19 protein-coding genes and 2 pseudogenes are annotated in these 21,376 nt (G+C 74.5%); 6 read left to right on the forward strand and 15 right to left on the reverse strand.

The window, feature by feature from the left end; translation table 11 throughout:
• Positions 1-540 precede the first annotated feature (540 nt).
• On the forward strand, positions 541-3,048 hold the full coding sequence (locus tag ACFXAM_RS25515) for an ABC transporter permease (protein ID WP_380294564.1): 2,508 nt from the start codon (positions 541-543) through the stop codon (positions 3,046-3,048).
• A 74-nt stretch (positions 3,049-3,122) separates the two neighbouring features.
• Here the strand turns inward: ACFXAM_RS25515 and ACFXAM_RS25520 are convergent, their stop codons facing one another.
• Positions 3,123-3,953 carry an oxidoreductase gene (locus ACFXAM_RS25520; RefSeq protein WP_380294565.1) on the reverse strand — a complete coding sequence of 277 codons (831 nt, stop codon included), beginning with the start codon at positions 3,951-3,953 and terminating at the stop codon, positions 3,123-3,125.
• A 98-nt stretch (positions 3,954-4,051) separates the two neighbouring features.
• Between ACFXAM_RS25520 and ACFXAM_RS25525 the strand changes: the two genes are divergently transcribed.
• Complete coding sequence (locus ACFXAM_RS25525) at positions 4,052-4,954, forward strand: LysR family transcriptional regulator (RefSeq protein ID WP_380294566.1); 903 nt, start codon at positions 4,052-4,054, stop codon at positions 4,952-4,954.
• A 28-nt stretch (positions 4,955-4,982) separates the two neighbouring features.
• On the opposite strand, the gene ACFXAM_RS25530 is transcribed toward ACFXAM_RS25525, so the two are convergent.
• The 12 genes from ACFXAM_RS25530 to ACFXAM_RS25585 form a co-directional block, all read right to left on the reverse strand.
• On the reverse strand, positions 4,983-9,272 hold the full coding sequence (locus ACFXAM_RS25530) for a CHAT domain-containing protein (RefSeq protein ID WP_380294567.1): 4,290 nt from the start codon (positions 9,270-9,272) through the stop codon (positions 4,983-4,985).
• Positions 9,273-9,508: 236 nt separating this feature from the next.
• Positions 9,509-9,784 carry a hypothetical protein gene (locus tag ACFXAM_RS25535; RefSeq protein ID WP_380294568.1) on the reverse strand — a complete coding sequence of 92 codons (276 nt, stop codon included), beginning with the start codon at positions 9,782-9,784 and terminating at the stop codon, positions 9,509-9,511.
• 127 nt (positions 9,785-9,911) lie between these two features.
• The gene (locus ACFXAM_RS25540) at positions 9,912-10,787 is read right to left on the reverse strand and encodes a GNAT family N-acetyltransferase (RefSeq protein WP_380294569.1); all 876 of its coding nucleotides are present in this window, start codon (positions 10,785-10,787) and stop codon (positions 9,912-9,914) included.
• Positions 10,784-11,626, reverse strand: coding sequence for a hypothetical protein (locus tag ACFXAM_RS25545; RefSeq protein ID WP_380294570.1), 843 nt, complete (start codon positions 11,624-11,626; stop codon positions 10,784-10,786). Before ACFXAM_RS25545 ends, ACFXAM_RS25540 begins: the two co-directional genes overlap by 4 nt.
• Complete coding sequence (locus ACFXAM_RS25550) at positions 11,590-12,246, reverse strand: hypothetical protein (RefSeq protein WP_380294571.1); 657 nt, start codon at positions 12,244-12,246, stop codon at positions 11,590-11,592. Before ACFXAM_RS25550 ends, ACFXAM_RS25545 begins: the two co-directional genes overlap by 37 nt.
• Complete coding sequence (locus tag ACFXAM_RS25555) at positions 12,243-12,671, reverse strand: hypothetical protein (RefSeq protein WP_380294572.1); 429 nt, start codon at positions 12,669-12,671, stop codon at positions 12,243-12,245. Before ACFXAM_RS25555 ends, ACFXAM_RS25550 begins: the two co-directional genes overlap by 4 nt.
• A gap of 298 nt (positions 12,672-12,969) precedes the next feature.
• Entirely contained in the window at positions 12,970-13,203 is a 234-nt protein-coding gene (locus tag ACFXAM_RS25560) for a hypothetical protein (protein ID WP_380294573.1), read from the reverse strand.
• Entirely contained in the window at positions 13,200-13,379 is a 180-nt protein-coding gene (locus ACFXAM_RS25565; RefSeq protein ID WP_380294574.1) for a hypothetical protein, read from the reverse strand. The genes ACFXAM_RS25560 and ACFXAM_RS25565 overlap by 4 nt, the downstream gene beginning before the upstream one ends.
• A 138-nt stretch (positions 13,380-13,517) precedes the next feature.
• Positions 13,518-14,366, reverse strand: a complete 849-nt coding sequence (locus ACFXAM_RS25570; RefSeq protein WP_380294575.1) for a helix-turn-helix domain-containing protein — start codon at positions 14,364-14,366, stop codon at positions 13,518-13,520.
• A gap of 20 nt (positions 14,367-14,386) precedes the next feature.
• Positions 14,387-14,917 carry a DUF6879 family protein gene (locus ACFXAM_RS25575; protein ID WP_380294576.1) on the reverse strand — a complete coding sequence of 177 codons (531 nt, stop codon included), beginning with the start codon at positions 14,915-14,917 and terminating at the stop codon, positions 14,387-14,389.
• Complete coding sequence (locus tag ACFXAM_RS25580) at positions 14,889-15,131, reverse strand: hypothetical protein (RefSeq protein WP_045704700.1); 243 nt, start codon at positions 15,129-15,131, stop codon at positions 14,889-14,891. Before ACFXAM_RS25580 ends, ACFXAM_RS25575 begins: the two co-directional genes overlap by 29 nt.
• An 82-nt stretch (positions 15,132-15,213) precedes the next feature.
• Complete coding sequence (locus ACFXAM_RS25585) at positions 15,214-15,894, reverse strand: hypothetical protein (protein WP_380294577.1); 681 nt, start codon at positions 15,892-15,894, stop codon at positions 15,214-15,216.
• A gap of 412 nt (positions 15,895-16,306) precedes the next feature.
• Here ACFXAM_RS25585 and ACFXAM_RS25590 point away from each other — a divergent pair.
• A pseudogene (locus ACFXAM_RS25590) lies at positions 16,307-16,543 on the forward strand (hypothetical protein); the annotation flags it as partial.
• Here ACFXAM_RS25590 and ACFXAM_RS25595 read toward each other — a convergent pair.
• Positions 16,485-17,813, reverse strand: coding sequence for an MFS transporter (locus tag ACFXAM_RS25595; RefSeq protein ID WP_380294578.1), 1,329 nt, complete (start codon positions 17,811-17,813; stop codon positions 16,485-16,487). The pseudogene ACFXAM_RS25590 and the gene ACFXAM_RS25595 sit on opposite strands and share 59 nt — an antisense overlap.
• Before the next feature lie 6 nt (positions 17,814-17,819).
• Between ACFXAM_RS25595 and ACFXAM_RS25600 the strand changes: the two genes are divergently transcribed.
• From ACFXAM_RS25600 to ACFXAM_RS25610, 3 genes and pseudogenes are all read left to right on the forward strand, one after another.
• Positions 17,820-18,347, forward strand: coding sequence for a CGNR zinc finger domain-containing protein (locus ACFXAM_RS25600; RefSeq protein WP_380294579.1), 528 nt, complete (start codon positions 17,820-17,822; stop codon positions 18,345-18,347).
• Positions 18,348-18,635: 288 nt separating this feature from the next.
• Entirely contained in the window at positions 18,636-19,724 is a 1,089-nt protein-coding gene (locus ACFXAM_RS25605; protein ID WP_380294580.1) for a serine hydrolase domain-containing protein, read from the forward strand.
• Positions 19,725-19,921: 197 nt separating this feature from the next.
• Positions 19,922-20,790 (forward strand): annotated as a pseudogene (locus tag ACFXAM_RS25610) (alpha/beta hydrolase fold domain-containing protein); the annotation flags it as partial.
• Between the two features lie 38 nt (positions 20,791-20,828).
• On the opposite strand, the gene ACFXAM_RS25615 reads toward ACFXAM_RS25610, so the two are convergent.
• Positions 20,829-21,269: a nuclear transport factor 2 family protein gene (locus tag ACFXAM_RS25615; protein ID WP_380294581.1), complete on the reverse strand. Its 441-nt coding sequence runs from the start codon at positions 21,267-21,269 to the stop codon at positions 20,829-20,831.
• Between the last annotated feature and the right edge of the window lie 107 nt (positions 21,270-21,376).

Genomic DNA, 21,376 nt, shown 5'->3' on the forward strand with positions numbered 1-21,376 from the left:
GTGACGGCGGTCGGCCGGTCGGGCCTGTCGGTGCGGGCGGACGGCCGGTCGGGCCCGGCGGCCGGGCCGGACTCGTGGGCGAACTCCTGGGTGGTCGTGGGCATGACACTCCTCGGCACTCGCCTCACGGCGGGACAGGCGGTCTCTCGGACATGGTCCGGCCGCACGCCCCGTGGGGTGGGAGGGAGTAGCGCGCTCGGCGGATCGGCGGCGGGCCCCCGTTTGGCCGCCGCGGCGCGATCATGCTAGGTAGCCTCCGCGCGGAGCGTCAATGGTCTGGACCAGTTTGGCCGGTGGGACCACGGTGACCAATGGGACGAGTGGGGACGCCCCGGGCAACCGGATCCTTCGGGGTCGGCCTACCTCCCAGGGATGAGGAGCGCGGCCCCGCCCTGCGACCCCGGAATGATCATGAACGCGACCTCGCGCCGACGGAAGGCTCCCGCCCGCCTCCTACGCTCGAAGCCGTCACCGGTCGAAACCGCCGGTGAGCAGCGACGACGGGCCGGACAGCGGCCATGCGACAACAGACCGGGAACGATGACCACCTACCGCCACACCCTCGCCGAACTCCGCGGACAGCTGCGCCGGCTCCTCCTCAGCGGGGCCGCCATCGCCCTCGGCGTGGCCTTCCTCATCGCCTCGGTCAGCGGCAGCGGCGCCCTCGTCGACTCCTTCGGCCAGAGCGCCGCCGCCGAGGTCGGCCCCGGCGACATCCAGATCGGCCGCCCGGCCGCCGACGGCGCGCTGGACGCCGCCGCCGCCGACCGGGCCCGCCGGGTGCCCGGGGTCGCCGCACTCGCCCCGCGCCTGACCGGGCGCGGCGGACTGCTGGACGCTTCCGGCCGGCCTCTCGACCAGGACGCGGTCGTCAGCGCCGTCGCCGCCGACCCCGGCCTGCGCTGGCAGCTCCTCGGCTCCGGACGGTGGCCCGACGCGCCGGGCGAGGTGCTGCTCGACGACGCCACCGCGCAGCGCCTCGGCGTCCGCCCCGGCGCGGACGTCCGGCTCACCCGGGCCGACGGCACCCCCGCCACCGCCCGGCTCACCGGCACCCTCGACGGACGCGGCGCGCCGAGCCTGTCCGGACACCCCGTCATCGGCGTCCCGGAGAACGCCGTCACCCGCTACGCCGCCACCCCCGTCACCGAGCGGCTCGACGTCCGCCTCTCCCCCGGCACCTCCGCCACCCGCACCGTCGACGCCCTGCGCGAGGCGCTCGGCGCCACCGGCCCCGCCCCCGAGGTGCACACCCGGGAGGTCTCGGTGCGCGACGCCACCCGGGAGAGCGGCACCCTCTACGGCGTGGTGCTGACCGCCGCGCTCTCCTTCGTGCTGATCGCGCTCGCCGTCGCCCGGATGGTCGTCGGCAACACCTTCACCGTCGTGCTCGCCCAGCGCACCCGGCAGCTGGCACTGCTGCGCTGCATCGGCGCCGACCGCATCCAGGTGCGCCGGCTGATCCGCCGCCAGGGCCTGCTGCTCGGCATGGGCGCCTCCGCCGCCGGCGTCCTGCTCGGCCTCGGCATCTGCGGCGCCGCGCAGGCCGTCCTGGCCGCCGCCGACCTCGGCCCGGTCCGCCTCTCGCTCGCCCCCTCGCCGCTGGTCTGCGCGCTCGCCGCGCTGTTCGGCGTCCTGCTCACCCTGCTCGCGGTCCGGGGCCCCGCCAAGGCCGCCTCCGCCGTCCCGCCGATCGCCGCGCTCGACGGCGCCGGGCACGGCGTGGCGGCGGGCCCCGCCGCAAGGGTGCGGGCCGCCGTGTGGGCGACGGTGCTGCTGACCGGCGGCGCCGCCCTGGTCGTGCTGGGCGCGCTCGCCGCCCCGCCGCTCTCCCTGCTCGCCGTCACCACCGGCGCCATCGCGAGCTTCTTCGGCGTCCTGCGGCTCGCCCACCGGCTGCTGCCCGCCGCCGTGGCCCTGCTCGGCGCACCGGCCCGCCGCCTCGGCGGCACCGCCGGACGGCTCGCCACCCAGCAGCTGCGCCGCAACCCGCTGCGCACCGGCGCCACCGGCTCCGCGCTGCTGCTCGGGGTGACGGTGATGGTCGGCGCGGTCACCGCCCTGGACCTCACCTCGAACTCGCTGGTCCCGGCGGTCTCCGCCCGCCAGCCCGGCGTGTTCTCGGCGACGGGCGCCGCCGGTGGCGCCGTGCCCGCCGGGGCGCTCACGGCGCTCGCCGGGGAGCGCGAACTGACCGTCACACCGGTCCGCTCGGCCACCGTCCGCGTCGACGGCCGCGACACCGTGGTCGCCGCCACCGACCCCGCCCGGCTCAACCCCACCGCCGAGGACCTCGGCCGCGCCCGCGCCCTGACCGACGGCACCGCCCTCGGCGGGCTCGACGACGGCCGCACCCTCACCGTGGCCGGCCCCGCCGGCCCCGCCGGCCTCCCCGGCGCCACCCTGCGCGTCGAACCCGGCCGCAGCGCCCTCCCGTTCACCCTCCAGAGCGGCGCCACCCTGCTCGTCACCCCGTCCACCCTCGACCGGATCGCCCCCGGCGCCCCCGCCACCACCGTCTGGATCACCCCCGCCCCCGGCACCGACCGGCCCACCGCCCGCCGGGCCGTGGACCGCGCCCTCGCCGGCCACCGGCTCACCGTCACGGACACCGCCGCCCAGGGCGAGACCCTGCGCTCGCTGCTCGACCGGATGATGCTGATCTCGATGGCCCTGCTCGGCTTCTCCGTCGTCATCGCCGGCCTCGGTGTCGCCGCCGCGCTGGTCCTCAGCATCAGCGAACGCTCCCGGGAGATCGGCATGCTGCGCGCCATCGGCATGACCCGCACCCAGCTGCGCCGGATGCTCACCCTGGAGGCCCTGCTGCTCTCCCTCGCCACCGCGCTGCTCGGCACCGCCCTCGGCATCGGCTACGGCTGGGCGGCCGCCCGCTCCGTGACCGCGACGCTCGGCACCGTCGGCGGCCCGCCCGTCCTGCCCGTCCTCGGCGCGCTCGCCCTCACCGTCCTCACCGGCCTCGCCGCCGCCGTCCTCCCCGCCCGCCGCGTCGCCCGGATGACCGCCGTCGACGCCATGCGCACGACGTAGTCGGGCGCGGGGGCGGGGACGGGGTGGGGGCGAGGTGGGGGCGGGGACGGCGGCAGTGGCTGGTGGCGGGCGGCTCAGGCGTCGAAGGCCGTGGCCCGGGCCCGCTTCTCCCAGGCGGCGACGTCCTCCCGGACCTGGTCGAGGTGGGCGAGGACCGCGCCCACCCCGTCCTCGCCCAGCGGCAGCCGCAGCGGGGTGCGCTCCGCCGCCAGCGCGGCCAGGATCACCGCCGCCGCCTTGTCCGGGTCACCGGCCTGCGAACCGTCCCCGCCGGAGACGAAGGCCCGGGTCCCGCCCACCGCCGAATACACCCCGCTGTCCGCGCTGACCCCGGCCCGGCCGGTCTCGAACAGCGAGGTCCGGAACGCCCCCGGCTCCACGATCAGCACCTTGATGCCGAACTCCCGCACCTCGTCCGCCAGCGCCTCGGAGATGCCCTCCAGCGCGAACTTCGTCCCGCTGTACGCGCCGAAGCCCGCGAAGGACATCTGCCCGCCCACGCTGCTCATCTGCACGATCGCCCCCGAGCGCCGCTCCCGCATGTGCGGCAGCACCGCCCGCACCAGGGCCGCCGGGCCGAAGACGTGCACGTCGAACAGGGCCCGCAGCTCCTCGTCCGTGGTCTCCTCGACGGCGCCGACGTGCGTCCGGCCCGCGTTGTTCACCAGCACGTCGACCCGCCCGTGCCGGGCCACCACGTCCGCCACGGCGGCCCCGATGGCGGCCGTGTCGGTCACGTCCAGCCGCAGCGCCTCCACCTGGTCGGGATGCGCGGCCACCAGGTCGGCCAGCGCCTCCGGACCGCGCGCCGCACCGACCACCACATCACCGGCGGCGACGGCCGCCCGGGTGATCGCCCGTCCGAAACCGCTGCTCGCACCGGTCACCAGCCACACCTTGGTCATGTCGACTCCCCGTCGGTCCCACGCGTCTCTCCTGACACCGGTCAGCCTGCCGCCCGAACCCGTTGCCCGTCCAAGACCCGCGGTGATAACCAACGGACATGACCCTGGACGTCCACGCCCGCGACCTCCGCTACTTCCTCGCGGTCGCCGAGGAACTGCACTTCACCCGCGCCGCCGAACGGCTCTACGTCTCGCAGCCCGCGCTGAGCAAGCAGATCCGCGCGCTGGAACTGCGGCTGGGCGCCGAGCTGTTCCGCCGCGACCGGCACGGGGTGACGCTGGCGGCGGCCGGCGAGGCCCTGGTGCCGCACGCGCGCAAGGTGCTGGCCGCCTGGGCGGACGGCGCCGCCGCGGTGGAGGCGGTCAAGGCCGAGCAGCGCAGCACCCTGGTGGTGGGCATGAGCACCAGCCCGGCCCGCGGCGGACTGCTCCCGGCCATCCGCTCGCGTTTCACCGCCACCCACCCGCAGGCCACCACCCGGCTGCGCCAAGTCAGTTGGGACGATCCCACGGCGGGCCTGGCGAACGGCGCGGTGGACATCGCCTTCGTCTGGCTGCCGCTGCCCGGCCCGGAGCGCTTCCGCTGGACGGTGGTCGCCGAGGAACCCCGCCTGGTCGCGCTCCCCGACACCCATCCGCTCGCCGCCCGCGACGGGTTCGACTTCGCGGACCTGCTCGACGAGCCCTTCCTCGCCCTGCCCGCGAGCGCGGGACCGCTGCGCGACCACTGGCTGGCCCTGGACGCCCGGGCCGGGCGCCCGCCGCACATCGGCGCCGAGGTCGCCGGCGTCGAGGAGACCTACGAGGCCCTGATCGCCGGCCTCGGCATCTGCCTGGTGGCGGCCGGCAACGCCCCGCTGATCACCCTGGGCGGGGTCACCACCCGGCCGGTGCGGGACCTCGGCGCCAGCCGCTACGCCCTGGCCTGGCGGCGGGAGGACGAGCACCGGCCGCTGGTGCGGGCGTACGCGGAGGCCTGCCGGGCCACGGTCGCCGACTGATTTTCCGTCATGTACGGCCCGACGGCGCTCAGTTGCCCTGGTAGGCGAAGGCCGCCCAGACGTCGAGGGCGCCCGTGTCCCGGCGGGCGAGCGAGACCAGCTCCGGCGGCGCGCCCGGCGGCAGCCGGCGGTCCGGGTCGAGCGCCCACAACTGGGTGCGGCGCAGCGCCTCGACCGGCGGATCACCGGCCGCCAGGCGGCCGTGGAAGACGTACATCAGCACGCAGACCATCTCGTCCACCACCTCCCAGCGCGAGCCGACCACGCCCGTCGCCCCGGCGGCGAGGAAGGCGCTGGAGAGGGTGAGCGCCTCGTCCACGTCCCCGCCGGTGTGGTCACTGACGCAGGCGTCGAGGACGACCAGCCCGCCCGGAGAGCCCGGCGGGCGGCCCTGGGCCTGGCGCAGGATGTCCCCGACCGGCAGCCGCCCCAGCCGGTCCCCGGCGCGCGGGTCCGGCGCGAGCCCGAGGTAGGCGTCCAGCGGCGAGCGCTCGGACGGCAGGGCGTGGCAGGCCAGGTGGAGGACGGACGCCCCGGCCCGGCCGGGGGCCGGCAGCGCGGCCAGCACCTCGGCCGGGGTGCCCGCCCCCACGGCGTCCTCGACGTAGCCGAGCAGTGTGCCGTGCGGATAGTGGTCCGCGTGCAGGTACTCGGCCTCCACCTCGGCGAACATCAGCTCCCTGGTCGGGTCACCGACGATCACCGGCCGTTCGCCCAGCGGCAGCCGGGGGCGCCGGACCACCTCGCAGAACTGCCGCGCGGACGCCGCGTACGAGATCACCGCCCGCTGCACGGCCCGCACCGGCCGCCCGCCGTCCCGCAGCCCGCTGCTCAGCAGCGCGGCGTGCCAGGGGACGCCGCCGAGTTCGCCGAACGGCACCAGGACCAGCCGGGGCAGCGTGTCCGGGCCGCGGCGCGTGGCCGCGCGCAGGGCGGGGTGGCGCAGCAGCGGGCGCAGCACGGTGGTGCCGGCCCAGTCGCAGAGTTCGGCGAGGGTGGCGCGCCAGCGGCGCCGGGCGGCGGCCCGCTCCGGGTGGCGGGGCGGACAGGCCTCCAGGGTGGCCTGCCGGTCGAGGTGCGCCCGACGGTAGGCGGCGAGCGGGCCGCGGTCCTCGGAGCGGACGGCGTCGACGCTGACGAGGGTGAGCGGCAGCAGGTGGAGGTCGCCAGCGCCGTCCTCGCCGGGCGTGACCAGCACCGCCGCGCCGCTGCGCCCGGCGCCGGGCGGCAGCAGGTAGACCAGGGCGTCGGCGCCCGCCGCGCCCAGGGCGTGGGCGATCTCCGCCACCGCCGACGGGGCCATCAGCGCCTCACCGGCCGGGGAGACGGCGAGCGCGGTGAGGGCGCGGCGGCGCAGGTCGTCCGGCACGGGGATCTCGGCGCCGCCGGGCAGGGAGGCGAGCAGGCCGCCGGGCAGTCCGAGCACCGCGTCGAGGCCGCGGCCGCCGGGGGCCGGGCCGTCCTGGGCGGCGCCGCTGGACAGCCAGGCGTCGGCGAGGTCCGGGTGGCCGGTGGAGCGCAGCAGGTCCGGGACGTCGGTGGTGGAGGTGGAGGCGTGCAGCACCAGGCCCCGGCCCAGTTCCAGGGCCGCGACGACGGCCCGCAGGTGGGGCTCGCGCTCACCGCCGGGGGCGTCGCGCGGTGCCGCGTTCTCCGGCGTGTCGTGGCCCGGCGCGTCGTGGCCCCGCGCGTCGTCGTCCGGCGCCTCGTCCCGGTCGGTGAGGTACCAGCCGGCGATCGTCAGCGCACGCGCCGCGTTCTCCCGGGCCACCAGCAGGGCCGGGCCGGCCGCCGCCTGGAGCAGGGTGGCCGCGGCGGTCTGGCGCAGCGTGGTCAGCCCGGCCTCGCGCCCGGCCCGCCGGTCCCCCGGCCCCTGCCGCAGGCGGTGGGCCCGGGCGATGATCCAGTTCACCGCCGCCAGCATCTGGGTGGGCGTCCCGTTCCGCATCCGCTCCCGGACCACCTCGGCGGAGGCCAGCGCCCCGGCGATGTCCTCGGGACGCCGCGCGTGCTCGTAACGCGCCGTCAGCAGCATCGCCCGCATCAGGTGGGCCCGGGACCCCTCCATGCTCGCCGGGTCGGTGGCGGCGATGAGCAGGTCGACGTGCTTGAGCGCCTGCTCGGCACGGCTCTCGGAGAAGGGGGGGCCCATCGCCAGAAGGCTCACCACACCGGCCACCCGCATGGTCAGCACGTTCTTGTACAGGTGGCCCGGCGGCGTCCGTTCCGCCGCGTCCAGCATCAGGACCACACCCGCCATCGCCCGCTCCGGCGCCTGCCCGCTCTGGAGCGCGTGGACGAACATCGCCAGGCCGAGGTCCCCGCGCGCCATCTGCCGCAGCGGGTCGTCCTCGGACATCGCGTCGACCAGTGGTTCCAGCGCCGTCACCGTCCGGGCCAGCCGCGGGACGTCACCGGCCGCCAGGGCCTCCTGGAACTCCAGCATCAGCCTGGTCCGTTCGAGGATCGGCCGGTGGGCGGCCAGCAGCCTTTCCACGCCCGGGTGTTCCGAGTGCGAGAGGTAGGCGATCACCTCCTCGGTGTAGCGGCGGGAGGCCTCCAGGTCCTGGTGGTCGCCGGCGAGGCGGAAGCGCTGGTAGAGGTTGACGGCGAGGTTCTCCAGGTAGACCACCCGGTTGACGTCGTCCGGGGCGGCCCGGCGGAACGCGGCACGCTGGTGGCGGATCGCCGCGTCGAGGTCGCCGACGGCGTTGGTGAGCGCGAACCGCTTGCTCATCGCCGCCCCCAGCGAGCCGTGCAGGTGCTCGTCCGACCACAGGGTGCCGGTGGGCCGGGCCCCGGCGTCGTCGAGCAGGCCGATCACCCGGTCGAGTTCGGCCCGGTCGGCGGAGTACTGGCTCTTCGCGATGGAGGCGTCGGCGAGGTGGCGGAGGATGTCGCCGCGCCGGACGCCGTGGTCCTCCTCCTGCATGGTGTCCACGGCCAGGGTGAGGTGCCGGACGGCTTCCTCGGTGCGGTACGTCTGCGGGTCGTGCTGGTGCAGCGCGTTGACGAGCGTGCCGAGCACCGCGTGCGAGGGCGGCCGGACCGGGTCGTCCTCGGCCATGCCGGCCAGGCCCTCGCGCAGTACCTCGACCGCCTCGTGGACCTCGGCGCCCACACCGCCGTGGTGGAGCTCGGCCCTGCCGGCGAGGGTGCAGCCGAGCAGCCAGCGCACGGTGCCGCCGAACGGCTCGCCGGGCGGGATCAGCCGGCGCAGGTCGCACAGCCGGGCGAAGCGGTGGGCGGCGTCGTCCGGACGGATGTGCGTGCCGTCGCCGCGCGCCCAGTACAGGTCGAGCAGGTGCAGTCCGGCGCGCAGCCGGTAGGGGGAGTCGGCGGCCGTGGTGGCCGCGACCGCTTCCAGGTGGGCGACGGCCCGGTCGGTGCGCTCCGCGTCCGGGCCGCCGTCCCGCTCGTTCAGCAGCAGCCGCACGAGGCACTCGCGGACCGCCGACTCGATCGGGTCGGCGAGTTCGGCCGGCCCCGGCTCGGCGTCGGGGGCCGGGCGGAACGGCGCGCCGTCGGGGCCGTGGGGCGGTACCGGGCTCAGCCGGTCGAGCAGGCCCTCCAGGACGGCTTCGGCGGCGGCGCGGTCGGCGGCCACCCGTTCGGGCGGGGCGCCGTCGCGCTCGGAGCGGTCGGCGAGGGCGCAGCCGAGGTTGGCGAGCGCCCCGGGGTCCTGGGCGTCGTACGCGTCGTAGGTGTCGTAGGTGTCGTAGGTGTCGTAGGTGTCGTAGGCGTCGTACGGGTCGTAGGTGTCGTCGGCGCAGGTGTCCCCGGCCCCTTCGGCCGGACCGTGCCAGGGGCCCGGCGGCACCGGGACGGGGCAGGCCAGCCGCAGCGCCTCGATCGCCCGGTCCAGGTCGTCGGCGCGGGCCGCCGGGTCCGCGACACCGGCGCTCGCCCCGTCCTCGTAGCGCGCGTGCAGCAGCATCCCGAGCCGGAACGCCGCCTCCACCCGCTCCGGCGCGTCCTGGTCGAACGCGGCCATCGTGAGCGTCAACAGCCCTGTCGCGTCGTCCCGTTCGGCCAGCACGGCGGCGCGGATCCCGTCGTCCCCGGCGAACTCCGGCTGCTCGACGGCCCGCCAGTAGCGCACCGAGAGCGTCAGCCCGACCAGGAACCGCGCCTCCGCGAGCGCCCCCGCCGGCGCCCCCGGGCCCGCCTCCTCCAGCAGCGTGCGCGCCGTCGAGAACGCGGTGAGCGCCCCGGACAGCGCCATGCCGGCGGCCCGCGGATCGGGCGCCGCGTCGTGCTCGTCCAGCAGCCGCCGCCCCCGCCCGACCAGCGTCCGCACCTCGTCCACCACCGCCACCGGTCCTCCCCTCCCACGGCCTCCCCGCGGCCCTGCCCGGCAGACAACCGCACACCCCGCCCGCCGTCAAACCCCGACGCCGGTGGGCGGCGCGACAATCCGCTGGACCGGCGCCCGTCCGGCCGGTACGGTCCGGGGACGATCCAAGGGGGTGGACAGGTGCGGCCGCTGCTGCTGCTGGACGTCGACGGACCGCTGAACCCGTACGCGGCCAAGCCCTGCCGCCGCCCCGAGGGCTACGGGACGCACCGGCTGCTGACCCCGCGCTGGTACGCCATGAGGGTGGAGAGCGAGGTGCCGCCCTTGTAGAGCCGGGTGGCCTCCTCGCGGTCCACGGCGGGGTCGCTGTCCACCGGGCCCTTGGTGGCTCCCCGGCTCCGCAGCCATTTGGCCATGGTGCCCTCCGACACCCCGTGGCCTTCGGCGAGCACGATCACCGGGGTTCGGTTCGCGTACGCGGTGATCAGGTCGGTGCGGGCCTTGCCGGTGGGCTCGGGGATCTTGGGTGGCACGGGGGTCCGTTCGGTCTTGCGGGGTCCGGGCATGTCGAGAGCGCCCCCGTTTCGTGACTGCGGAGGCGGTCACCAAACGGGGGCTGGCCCGCCGCTGGGGGTTGAGGGCGGCGGGGGTGCGAGGTGGTCAGTTGCCGGTAGCGCGGAAGGTCACGACGACGCCCGCCCACTGCTGCTTCGTGTTCGGCTCGTACGTCCAGCGGCCCACGTCCTGGGCAACGCGCCGCGCGTGCTTGAGCAGGGCCTCGCCGAAGTGGAACACGCTCGGGTCGAGTTCGAGCGGTCTCCACTGGCGCGCGGCGGAGGCGATCAGTTGCGTGGCGAGCCGTTCGAAGTCGTCGGTGGCGGACCAGCCGATGTTGTCGGGAATCCCGCGCAGACCCGGGAGTCCGTCCGGGCCGGACACCGCGGCCTGTCCCAGGAACGTGTACTCGGCGTGCCACTGCTTGCCGTCGGGGTCGAAGGTGCCGGGGCCGGAACTGTCGCTCATGGGGGTGTCCCTGGGGGTCGGGAGTGCGGGTTCGAAAAGGGAGCCGCCGACCGTTCGCGCCGGCCGGACGACGTACGTCGGGTGGTCGGTGTGCTCGCCGGTCGGGACGAATCCCGCTTTGAGCAGGACGCGGCCGGAGGCCGGGTTGTCAGGATGGTGCTTGGCATGGACCTCCGGCAGACCGAGGCGGCCGAACGCCAGCGCGAGGATGTGGCTAACCCCCTCGGTGGCGTATCCCCAGCCCCAGGAGTCGGGGCGCAGGATGTAGCTGATGGCGGCGGCGGGACGGTCCATGTGGAGCTTGACGACCCCGAGTAGGTCACCGTCCACGACCAGGCCGAGGGTGTGGAGCGTGCGCGGGCTCTGCTTCGCCGCAGTGATCGCAGCGGCCACGAACTCCTGCGCGTCGCGGAGTTCCATCGGGCCCCGGCCCAAGTACCCGACCGACTCGGGGCCGTAGATCCGCTGCACCGGCCCGGCGTCGTCGGGCTCCAGCTCCCGCAGCTCGATCACGCGTCCGCTGCCTTCACGAGCATGGTCAGTTCGGCAGCGGTGGACCGGTGGTCGGGCGCGGCCAACAGGACGTGCCGCAGGCGCGCCTGGAGCGACGGCCAGGGCAGCTTGTTGGACAGCGGGATCGCGCGGTGGGCGATGGACTTGCGCTTGTCCTCCACCGAGGCGTCGCTGCCGATTCCGGCGGTCTCGTAGTCCAGTGGCCATGCGCCGGTGATGCAGGTCCACAGGGTGCCGGCGAGGGCGTAGACGTCGGCGCTCTGCGTGGTCTCGACGGGTTGGGGCCCGTTGATGATGCGGGCGGCCAGCTCGGGGGCGGTGAGGTGGATCATCGTGCCGTCGAACGTCGACCACGGGGTGATGCCGAGCTGGCGGGACCACGCGAAGTCCAGCAGGCGAACACCCTGTTCGGTGTGGATGCCGTGCTGGGGCTGGAGGTCGCCGTGCACCCATCCGGCCTCGTGCAGGTCGGCCACGGCCCGGCACAGGTCGACCGCAGCGGCGAGCGCTTCGTCCCGGCCGCCCTCGCCCTTGCGGACCGGGCGGAAGACGTCCCAGGTGGACGGCCCGGCCAGCCACGGGGTGACGTACCAGACGCCACCGTCGAAGCGCCCGGTGGTCACGGTGTAGCCGGGGAGCTGGTCCAGCACGGAGGCTTCGCGGGCGGTGACCTCGGCGGCCTCGCCGGTGCCGAGCTTGATGCTCACCACTCCGCGCGGCCCGCTGGCCTTCCACACCGCCGAGCCCCGGCGGTCGCTGATCTCCTTCAGTTCGACCGGCCCGCAGACCGCCTCCGCGGCGCTCAGCGCTTCTGCGGCAACGGAAGTGAACTCGCCCATTCTCGTACTGCCTTCCATTCGCAAGGGATGTGCTCGAAGACGTCCCGGCCGTCGTCCACCGCCACGGACAGTGCCGTGGCGAGGTCGGGCGTGGTCTCCAGAAACTTCGGGTCCAGCGGCCGGACGCCCGCCCGCACCGGCAGGAACGAGAACGGGGGCGGCGGGATGCTCTGCCCGCGCCGGCCGGTCTCGACCGCCCCCTGGACGAACTTCCCGAACATGACCCCGACCGGGGCGTAGAGGTTCTTCAGCGCCCAGTGCGGCCAGGTCAGCAGTTCCCGGTGGTCCGCCCCCTCGCAGTGCCCGACGAGCACCACGTTCTCGCACGCGAGGACACCGTACGGCCTGCCCATCAGGGGACGGACCCACTCCGCTGCCTGGACCCCGGCGTAGAACAACTCCGCTTCCACGGCGTAGCGGTGGCTGCCCGGGGTGATCTCGTAGACGGTCCAGCCGGTCATGTGCCGCCGCATGGAAGGGCGCAGGAAGGGGCAGTGCTCGGTGAGGTCGGCGAGGTAGCCGTTCACGTCCACGCCGGCGGGGTTCTCCGTGCGGGCCTCGGTGAGGCGGAGCGCCCCGGTGGTGGGCCGGGACGCTCCGTCGAGTGGTGCGGTGATCACAGGTAGGACGCCGCCGGGGTGAGGTCGTCGCCGTCGCCGGGGCCGGGCTTGGGGCCGCAGTCCCACTCGGCGGTGACGGTGCCGGTCTCGCGGTACTGGGCGAGGGCTTCGGTGTTCACCGTGCCGTCGGCGTTGGTGAACCAGATCTCCGGCAGCGGCCCGTACGCCTCCTCGTACGCGGCCACCCACGAGATCGGGCCGAAGCCCTTCATCTCGACGTGGACCAGCTTGCGGCCGGCGTGCCGGAGGGTGAACGCCTCGTGCGCGGCCGGGTCCGCGACGAGGGTGTGCCACGCCGCGTCGATCGCGGAGGAGAACATCTGCGGGGCGGCGGCGCCCGCGTCGATCCGCCGCGCGGTGATGGTGAAGAACTTGCCCAGCTCGTCCAGCTCCACGGTGGAGCTGGGGGTGGTGGCGGTGCTCACGTGCCTCTCCAATCGGGTGGGCTCTGCTCGCCCGGGTGCGGACGCGCAGTCGTGCGTGGTGCCCCGGCCCGTCGGGCGATTGCACGACGAGCCGGGAGTTCATGGGGCGCCTGGGGGCGCGGGTCGACGGTCAGAAGCGGCCGGAGGCGATGAGCGCGGTGGCCATGCTCGGGGTCTCGGCGACGGTGCCCGTCCAGCCGGCCGTCCGGTGCCGGACCGGGTCTCCCTGGATCACACTGTTCACAGTTGCGCCTCTCCATCGGGTCGGGGCGTGCGGTGTGGTGGTGCTCGTTGCCGATCAGGCCGCGCGGCCGACGGGATGGCGGTCGACTCCCGCGACGACCACCGCATCCGTGCTGGGGTGGGCCCTGATGTACTCGGCCGGCAGGAGGAAGCCGTAGCGCCCGCAGATGTCGCATCCCCAGGTGTCGTCGGTGGGCGACGGGGAGTCGTACGCCGTCTGAAGGAAGCAGAACGGGCACAGCGGCGGCGGTTCCATGCGCTGGCGTGCGGCCTTGGGCACGGTGGTCATGCCGCCGGTCTGCGGGCCTTGCAGTCCCGGCAGACGCAGGAGGAGAGCACGGCCTCCCGCTGGAGCTGGGAGCCCACGGAGAGGGGACTGCCAGCGGGGTTGGCCGCTCGGTAGTCGTCCAGCGGGTTCCAGCCGACGGGCGGCCGGTTCGCCTCACCCTTGCTCGGGCCGGTCACGACCTCGCGGTACTGGCGCGGGGGGGGTTGCGTCTCGCCATCGGTCTGTCCTCCTTCGCCGTGGCGGTGGGGATGCGTGGTAGACCGTAGGGAGTCGGCTACAGACGGTGCCACGAAGTTGCACGCGGTTGCACAGGTTCACCCGAGAGCGCTGCGGGCCTTGGCGATTCGGCTTCGCGCTTCGGCTCCGTGAACTGCGATCTTTGCCAGTTCGGCGAAGGCACGAAGGTAGGTGCGGATCTCACCAGGAGCTGTGACGTTGACCTCCGCTGTAAGCGTCTCGACTGCCACAAGGCTCTCGTCAAATGCGTAGAACGCTTCGAGCGGCCAGACGGTCCGGCGAGCCCGAAACGGGATCACGCCGACGGAGACGTTCGGAAGGGACGAGACCCCGAGCAAGTGGTCAAGTTGACCGGCGAGTGCTTCGTCATCGCAGACGCCGTAGTAGAGAACGGCCTCTTCCAGAATCAGGGCGAACTGGTGGCTGGCGTCGTGCAGGACACGGGATCTCTTCAGTCGGGCCTTGACCGCGTCCTCCACGTCGTCCGGAGTGCCCTGGAAGGTCGTGATCGAACGGAGAAGCCCGGTCGCGTACGGGGCCGTCTGCGTCATCCCTGGCATGACGTTGGAGGCGTATACCTTGAATTTTCGTGTCCGCTGGTAGAGCGGCAGCGTCTTTTGATGAACCAGCCTCATGCCGTCGCGGTGGAGGTCTCGCCACTGCGTGTACATCGACTCAGCGGTCCGCGACGCTGCGATCAAATCCGCTGCCTTCTCCGCAGACCCACACGCCGCGCACCAAGCACGGATGTCGCTGTCGGAGGGAACTGTCAGGCCGCGGGCGATGCGGGATGACTTGGACTTGTGCCACCCGCACCGCGCGGCCAGTTCAAGCCCTGAAAGCCCGGCGTCCCGCCGGATCTGGTCGAGCTGATCGGCGAGCGCCTTCCGTGCGGCTTGGGCACTGGAGAGAGGAGAAGAGGACATGAACTGGCCGGCTGCGGTGACTACTCGGCGATGCTGAATGCCTCGTGAGGGACAGCACGCTCCCACACAGCGTCGAAAGCCGCCGCGCAGTTGCGTGCCACAGCGGGATCGTCACTCTGATCGGTGTGCACCCATCGGCCATCGCCGTCAAAGATGTTGAACTGAACGATCTTGCCATCGAACAGCCAGAAGTCGTTTCCGGGCAGCAGGAGATCAGAGGCGCCCCGGCGAGGGAGCCAGCGCACCTGCTCGCCGCCGGCCACGTTGGTGAACGTGAACGAGTGCTCGTACCGGATGTACTCGCTGGCGGGCTCCGAAATGACCCTGGCTCGGCGCAGAGAGACACCGTTGGCGGTTACCTCCTGGACGAGGTCCAGCCACGGCCTCCACCACGACGCGCGATCAGCAGGGTCGAGTCGGTGACCGGACTTCCATGCGCGAAAGCCTTCGTCCTCGTTGTCGACCGCGTAGACATCGCGCAGTTCCAGGTGGACCGCCGACTCCCGCGCAGACCTCAAAAGGTCAGCGAAGCTGTTCAAGCTCTGCGACATCCAACGCCTCCTTGAGCGCCTTGGCCATGCGGGCAGGGATGCGGACCACGGTCTCATGATCCGGGATCGGACCGTCAGCCAAGCAGTCCGCCGTCGTGGCCTCGTCGATCTTCCACCCCTGAATGACGAAGTCCCTGGTCTCGGGGTCTACCCACACAGTGGGAGAGCCGTGATCCCCCGACTTCTCGTCCTTCGCAACGAACCGTAGTGCCATCTGATCCTCCCCGTGTCGAGCCGGTTGCGCTCAGTTGCAAACCTGAGCCGGTGCTCATACTCCGCCCTGAAGGCTCCCCCTGTCACGACTTTCCATTTCTGACGAACCGCCAGGTGTGAGGCGGAGGAATGTCCGGCGATGAGGAGGGGTGGGGCCTGGAGCCGTCGGCCGGCGCGCTCGCCGGGGCCACCTGCCACCGAGGTCGCGGGGTGGGGCCTGGTGTCAGCGGCCCGATATCGACGCCGTCGGCGAGGAACTGCTGCACGGCGGCGTCGACTTGGTGGCGGTAGCGGTGGCGGGAGTGGAAGTGGCCGTTCTCCCGGATCTCGTACGAGTCGTGGGCGAAGTCGGTGGTGTTGAGGGTGACGTCGAGGCGGCGGTCGTGGCCGGCCCCCGTCACCGTCCAGCGGCCGGCACCCACCGCGGACCACGTCAGGTGGATGTCCGCTCCGGTGCGGGCCCGCTCGGCCTGGGCGTCGGCCCGGCGCTGGCGTGCGGCGGCCGGCTCGTCCTGATGCTGCTGCTCGGCCTGCTCGCGACGGCGCAGGAACTCGGTCCGGCTCTGGGCGGCCTGGCGTTCCAGCTCCGCGAGGCACTGGCGGGCGGCCTCGCGACGTTGTGCGGCTTCCTGGCCGCCGGGGAGCGGGGGTAGGGCCTGGGGTTCATGGCGGGCGGGCCAGGGCTCGGCGAGGTCGGCCCGGTGGTGCCGCCAGATGCGAAGCATGGCGCGGCCGTCGGGGGTGGCCGCCACGTCGCCGCGCAAGTGACGCTCCTTCAGACGTAGTGGCCAGCACCAGAGCGCGTGAGTCATCACGCTCACTCCACAACGCGGCAGCTAGAGCAAGATCACGCCGACGTCCGCCAGGCCAGGCCGCCCGCGCCTCCGAGGCGCGCACCCCGGCGGGTGAGCGCGTGATCGTCAACAAGGCCGAGCTCTCCGCGCCGGGCCAGATCACCCGGACGACCGTCCCTCTCCCGGAGCACGTCCCGCTTGATCTCACAAACGGAATCGAAAGCCTCGGATGGTGACCGTCGCAGTGGTTGGATGGCTCGCATGAGCGAGCCCGACCACTCTCGGGTAATCGCCGAAGTCGCCCTGCGCAGCCTCCAGGCCGACCGCTGTAACGGCGAATACCTGTTGACCCAGTACCTCAGCATCTCCGACGCGAGGGCAGCCGGAGGGCGGGGTGTTCTGGAAGACGCCCGACATCGTCGGCTGGGCGCGCGGCCGTCCGTTCGCCTGGGTCGACGACCTGATCACCGAGGCGGACCGGGACTGGGTCCGGGCTCACCACGACGGGCCGGCCCTGCTCCACCGGGTGGACCCCAGGACCGGCCTGACCGCCGCCGACTTCACCGCCCTCGCGCACTGGGCGGCCGCCGCCGCGCCGTCCGGCCCGGCCGGGCGGTGAGGGCCGCGGTCAGGGCGGTGACGGCGGCGAGGACCACCCAGGCGGGGGTGTAGCCGCCGTACGGGCCGTCCCGGGTGGTGTCGCGCAGCAGGCCGAGGGCGGGCGGGGCGAGGACCACGGCCACCTGGTTGACGGCCATCACCAGGCCGAGGGCCAGACCGGTGCGGCCCGGCGGGGCGGCCTCGGCGAGGTGGGCGACCCACGGGCCGTACCAGCCGATGCCGAAGAAGCCGAGCCAGGTGAACAGGACGGCGGCGCCCACCGGGTGGTGGCCCAGCGGGGTGGCGAGTGCGAGCAGGCCGGCCACGGCCGCCACCATGCTGGTCAGGACGGGCCGGTAGCGGCCGGCGCGGCTGCGGTCGCTCCACGCCGCGAGGCCGATCCGGCCGAGCATGCCCGCCAGTTGGGACACCACCAGCACGGCGCCCGCCGCGCCCGCGCCGAGCGAGGTGGCGTCGTGCAGGTACAGGGCGCCGAGCACGCCGAGGCCGCTGTGCACCGACACCATGGCCAGACCCGACAGCAGCGCCCTGACCAGGGCCGGTTCGCGCAGCAGCCGGAGGCGCTCCACGACGGCCGCAGCGGGACCGGCGGGCGGTGGACCCGCCTTCGGGGAACGAGGGCCGGGCAGAGCGGGCCCGGTCGGCGGCCGCCGGTGGAGCGCGGCGAACGCGCCGGCCCCCGCCAGCGCGACCAGTCCGCCGGCCAGCAGCGCCGACCGCCAGCCGTACGCGGTGGCGAGCGGCGGCAGGACGGCCACCGCGAGCGCCCCGCCCAGCGGCAGCCCGGCCTGCCGGACGCCCATCGCGAAGCCCCTCTGCCCGGGCTCGAACCAGGACGCCACCGACTTGCTGCCGCCGGGCTGGATCGTGCTGTACCCCGCGCCGACCACCAGCAGGACGGCGAGCAGCGAGCCGTACCCCGGGGCCAGGCTCCCGGCCAGCAGGGCCGCCGCGACGATCCCGGCCCCGAGGCCGACGACCCATCGCTCGCCGTACCGGTCCAGCAACTCACCGGCCACCACCAGGCCCACCAGCGGCGCCAGTTGGGAGGCGGAGAGGAGCAGGCCGAGCCGTGTCGCATCGAGTCCGAGGGCGTCCTGCAGCGGGACGGCCATCGCCCCGATCCCCTGGACGAAGAAGCAGGCGGCGGCCTGGGTGAAGGTGGCGGCGCCGAGGATCACCCAGCGGTAGCCGGGCGCGGGCGGAGCGGCCGCGAGGGCCGTCGGGGCAGCGGGGTGGTGACTCATGCCGACCCATGCTGCTGTCATGGTCCAATGCACCTCAACCCTTACGGCGAGGACGCCGTCCACCTGGCCGCCGCGCTGGCGAACCGGCGCCCGGAGAGCCCCGGCGAGCTCGTGGCCCGCTGCCGCGCGGCCGGTCTGCTGATCGAGGGGCCCGGCACGCCCGCGGACCTGACGCGCACCCACGCCCTGCTGGACGCCTGGGAGGCCGTGGTCGACGCGCCGGACGAGCGCGAGCGCGCGGCCCGGCTCAATCGGATGCTCGCCGCCGGCACCGCCCACCCCCGGGTGACCGACCACGCGGGTGACGGCTGGCACCTGCACTACCGCGAGGACGACCTCCCGCTCGGCGACCTGCTGTTCGCGCTGGTCGCGACCGGCACCGCGCTGCACCTGGTGGGCCGCGGGATGCGGCGGCTGGGCCGGTGCGCCGTCGAGGAGTGCGCCACGGTGTTCGCCGACACCTCCCGCACCGGGCGCCGCCGCTACTGCTCCGCGCGCTGCGCCAACCGGGACGCCGTCCGCCGCCACCGGGCCAAGCACCCGGCGGCCGGCTGACGCACCACAGGGCCGATCGGATGGCTCATCAGCTCTTTCACCCGGCCCGCGCATCGGACGGACGGCCCGCCGGCCCCTCGTCGCCGACGATCGGCTCAGCAGCTCCCCCCGCTCCGCACCGCAGAGAGGCCCGCACCATGAGAAGACGTTCCCCCGCCCGCACACTCGCCGCGACGGCGCTCGCCGTCGCCGGGCTCCTGCCGCTGACGCTGGGCGCCGCGCCGCCCGTGCCCGCCCGTGCCCGCCGCGCCTGTGGCGTCTGTGGCGTCTTTGTCGTCTGGGTCGTCTGTGGCGTCGGCCGTCACCGACGACGACGGCCGCGCGCTCAGCCCCGAGCTCCAGGCCCAGCTCGACGAGGCGATCCAGCAGGTGATGCAGCAGGCGGGCATCCCCGGCGTGCAGGTCGGCCTGTGGATCCGCGGGCAGGGCAGCTACCTGCGCGCGTTCGGCGTCGCCGACAAGGAGACCGGCGCGCCCATGACGGAGCAGCTGAACATGCGGATCGGCAGCGAGACCAAGACCTTCACCGCCACCGCCGTCCTGCAACTGGTGGACGAGGGCCTGATCGGCCTCGACGACCCGATCGCGACGTACCTGGACGGCGTCCCGTGCGGCGAGGACATCCGGGTGCGCGACCTGCTCGACATGCGCAGCGGCCTCTTCCCGTACAGCGAGGACGACGACTTCGTCAACGCGTTCCTCGACGACCCCGACCGCGTCTTCACCCCCGAGGAACTGCTCGCCTACGGCTACCGGCACGAGAACGAGTTCGCGCCGGGCTCGCGCTTCCAGTACTCGAACAGCAACTACATCCTGCTCGGCCTGCTGGTCGAGCGGGTGAGCGGCCGGAGCCTGGAGGAGTTCGTCCACGACCGGATCACCGCGCCCAGCGGCCTGCGGCACACCCTCTTCCCGCGGGGCACCGAACTGCCCGAGCCGTACGCGCACGGCTACACCGATCAGACGCCCACCGGCGCGGTCGCCGACTCCACGCACTGGAACCCCTCGTGGGCCTGGGCGGCGGGCGCGCTCGTCTCCGACCTGCGGGATCTGCGGCACTGGGCGGAGGACCTGGTGGCCGGCACCCTGCTGTCGCCCGGGACCCAGGCGCAGCGCCTGGACGTCCTGCCCACCGGCATCCCCGGCGCGGGGTACGGCCTCGGCATCTTCGACATCAACGGGTGGATCGGCCACAACGGCTCGCTGCCCGGGTACGAGAGCCTCACCATCCGCCTGCCGGAGGAGTGCGCGACCCTGGTGGTGCTGCTCAACACCGACATCATGTCCCAGGATTCCGAGCCCAGCACCCTGCTCGGCCGGGCCATCACCAGCATCGTCACGCCCGACCACGTCTACGACATCCCGCCGGGCAAGTAGCCGGGAGGCAAGCCACCGGGGCCGGAGTGGGAAGTCGGACCGGCCGACTTCCCGCTCCGGCCCCGTGCCGCCGGGCGACCGGCACGGGCAAGCTGGGCGGATCGGGGCGCCGTCGGGGCGGTCCGGACGGGCGAGGGGGCGTCGATGGGGGACGGGGCCACGGTGCGACGGCGGCTCCCCCGCCGTTCGATACGGAACTGGCCGCCGCGCCGGCGGCGTTGGGGAAGGGCGCGCGGGCTCCGATCACCCCGGAGGACCTCCCGGCGTGGCAGCTGCGGGACGGCGGGCGCTTCGAGGTCGCCGAGCTGGACGCGAGGGCGTGCGGCTGGTGAGCGGGCGGCCCGCCGGGTCGGACGGGCCGCTGCCGTTGCTCTACCACCTGCACGGCGGCGGGCTGGTCGGCGGCCACGCCTGGTCCGTACTGCCGCTCCTGCTGCGGGAGTTGGCCGGGCCGCCGGACATCGCCGTGGTCTCCGTGGCGTACCGGCCGGCCCCCGCGGCGCCGTACCCGGCCGCAGTGGAGGACTGCCTCGCCGGGCTCCGTTGGACGGCCGGGCACGCGGAGCGGCTGGGCATCGACGCCGGGCGCGTCGTCGTCGGGGGCAAGGGCGCGGGCGGCGGTCTCGCGGCGGCGCTCGCCCTGCTGGTCCGGGACCGCGGCGGGCCGGTCCCGGTCGGCCGGCTGCTGCTGAGCCCGATGCTCGACGACCGCAATGACAGCTTCTCCGCCCACCAGTTGGCCGGCCACGACACCTGGGACCGGACGTCCGACGCGACCGCCCGGCAGGCCGCGCCCGGCGAGCGCCGGGGCACCGCCGAGCTGCCGCCGTACGCGGCCCCGGCGCGGGCCACCGACCTGTCGGGCCTGCCGCCCGCCTACGTCGAGGTGGGCTCGGCCGAGGCCTTCCGCGACGAGGTCGTGGCATACGCCGCCGCCCTGTGGCGGGCCGGTGGCGAGGCGGAACCGCACGTCCGGCCGGGCGCGTTCCACGGCTTCGACACCATCGCGCCCGGCGCGGCGCTCAGCCGCGACGCCCGGGGCGCGCGACTCCGCCGGCCCCGCCGGCCCCGCCGGATCCTCGCGCGCCGAGCGGCCGCCGCCGGCTACTCCGCCCGGGGGCCGGTGGCCCACTGCGGCGCGGCGCCGAGGAGCCGGGCGAGGGCGAGGTGGTCGTGGAAGTCCCGGCTGTGCACGATGAGGCCGTCGCGCACCCGCAGCACCTGGAGGTTGGCGACGGTCTCCTGTTGTCCGGTGTCACGGTTGCGGGCGTGGTAGTCCCACTCGGTGACGACCACCTCGGGGTCGTCGGTGGCGCGGACCACGACGTTGCGGGCGTCCAGCTCCAGCGGCGTGCGCCCGGCGAGCGCGAGGAACCGCTCACGCAGCGCCGCCCGGCCCTCCACCCGGCGCGGGCCGACCGGCTCGAACACCATCTCCACCACGGCGTCCTCGGCGTAGAACCGGTCCAGTTCGGCGAAGCGTCCGCCCGTGATGCCGTCGAGCAACGCGCGGGAGACCTCGCGCGGCGACCGTGTTTCGGACATGATCAACCCCCGGAATGATGTGCGCCGCCAGAACCGGACCAGCGACTCCGTTTAGCTCCGTCCCGACCATACGGACCGGCCGCTCCGGTTGTCCAGGGGTGGGTGCC

Source organism: Kitasatospora sp. NPDC059462 (assembly GCF_042749955.1).
Taxonomy (GTDB): Bacteria; Actinomycetota; Actinomycetes; order Streptomycetales; family Streptomycetaceae; genus Kitasatospora.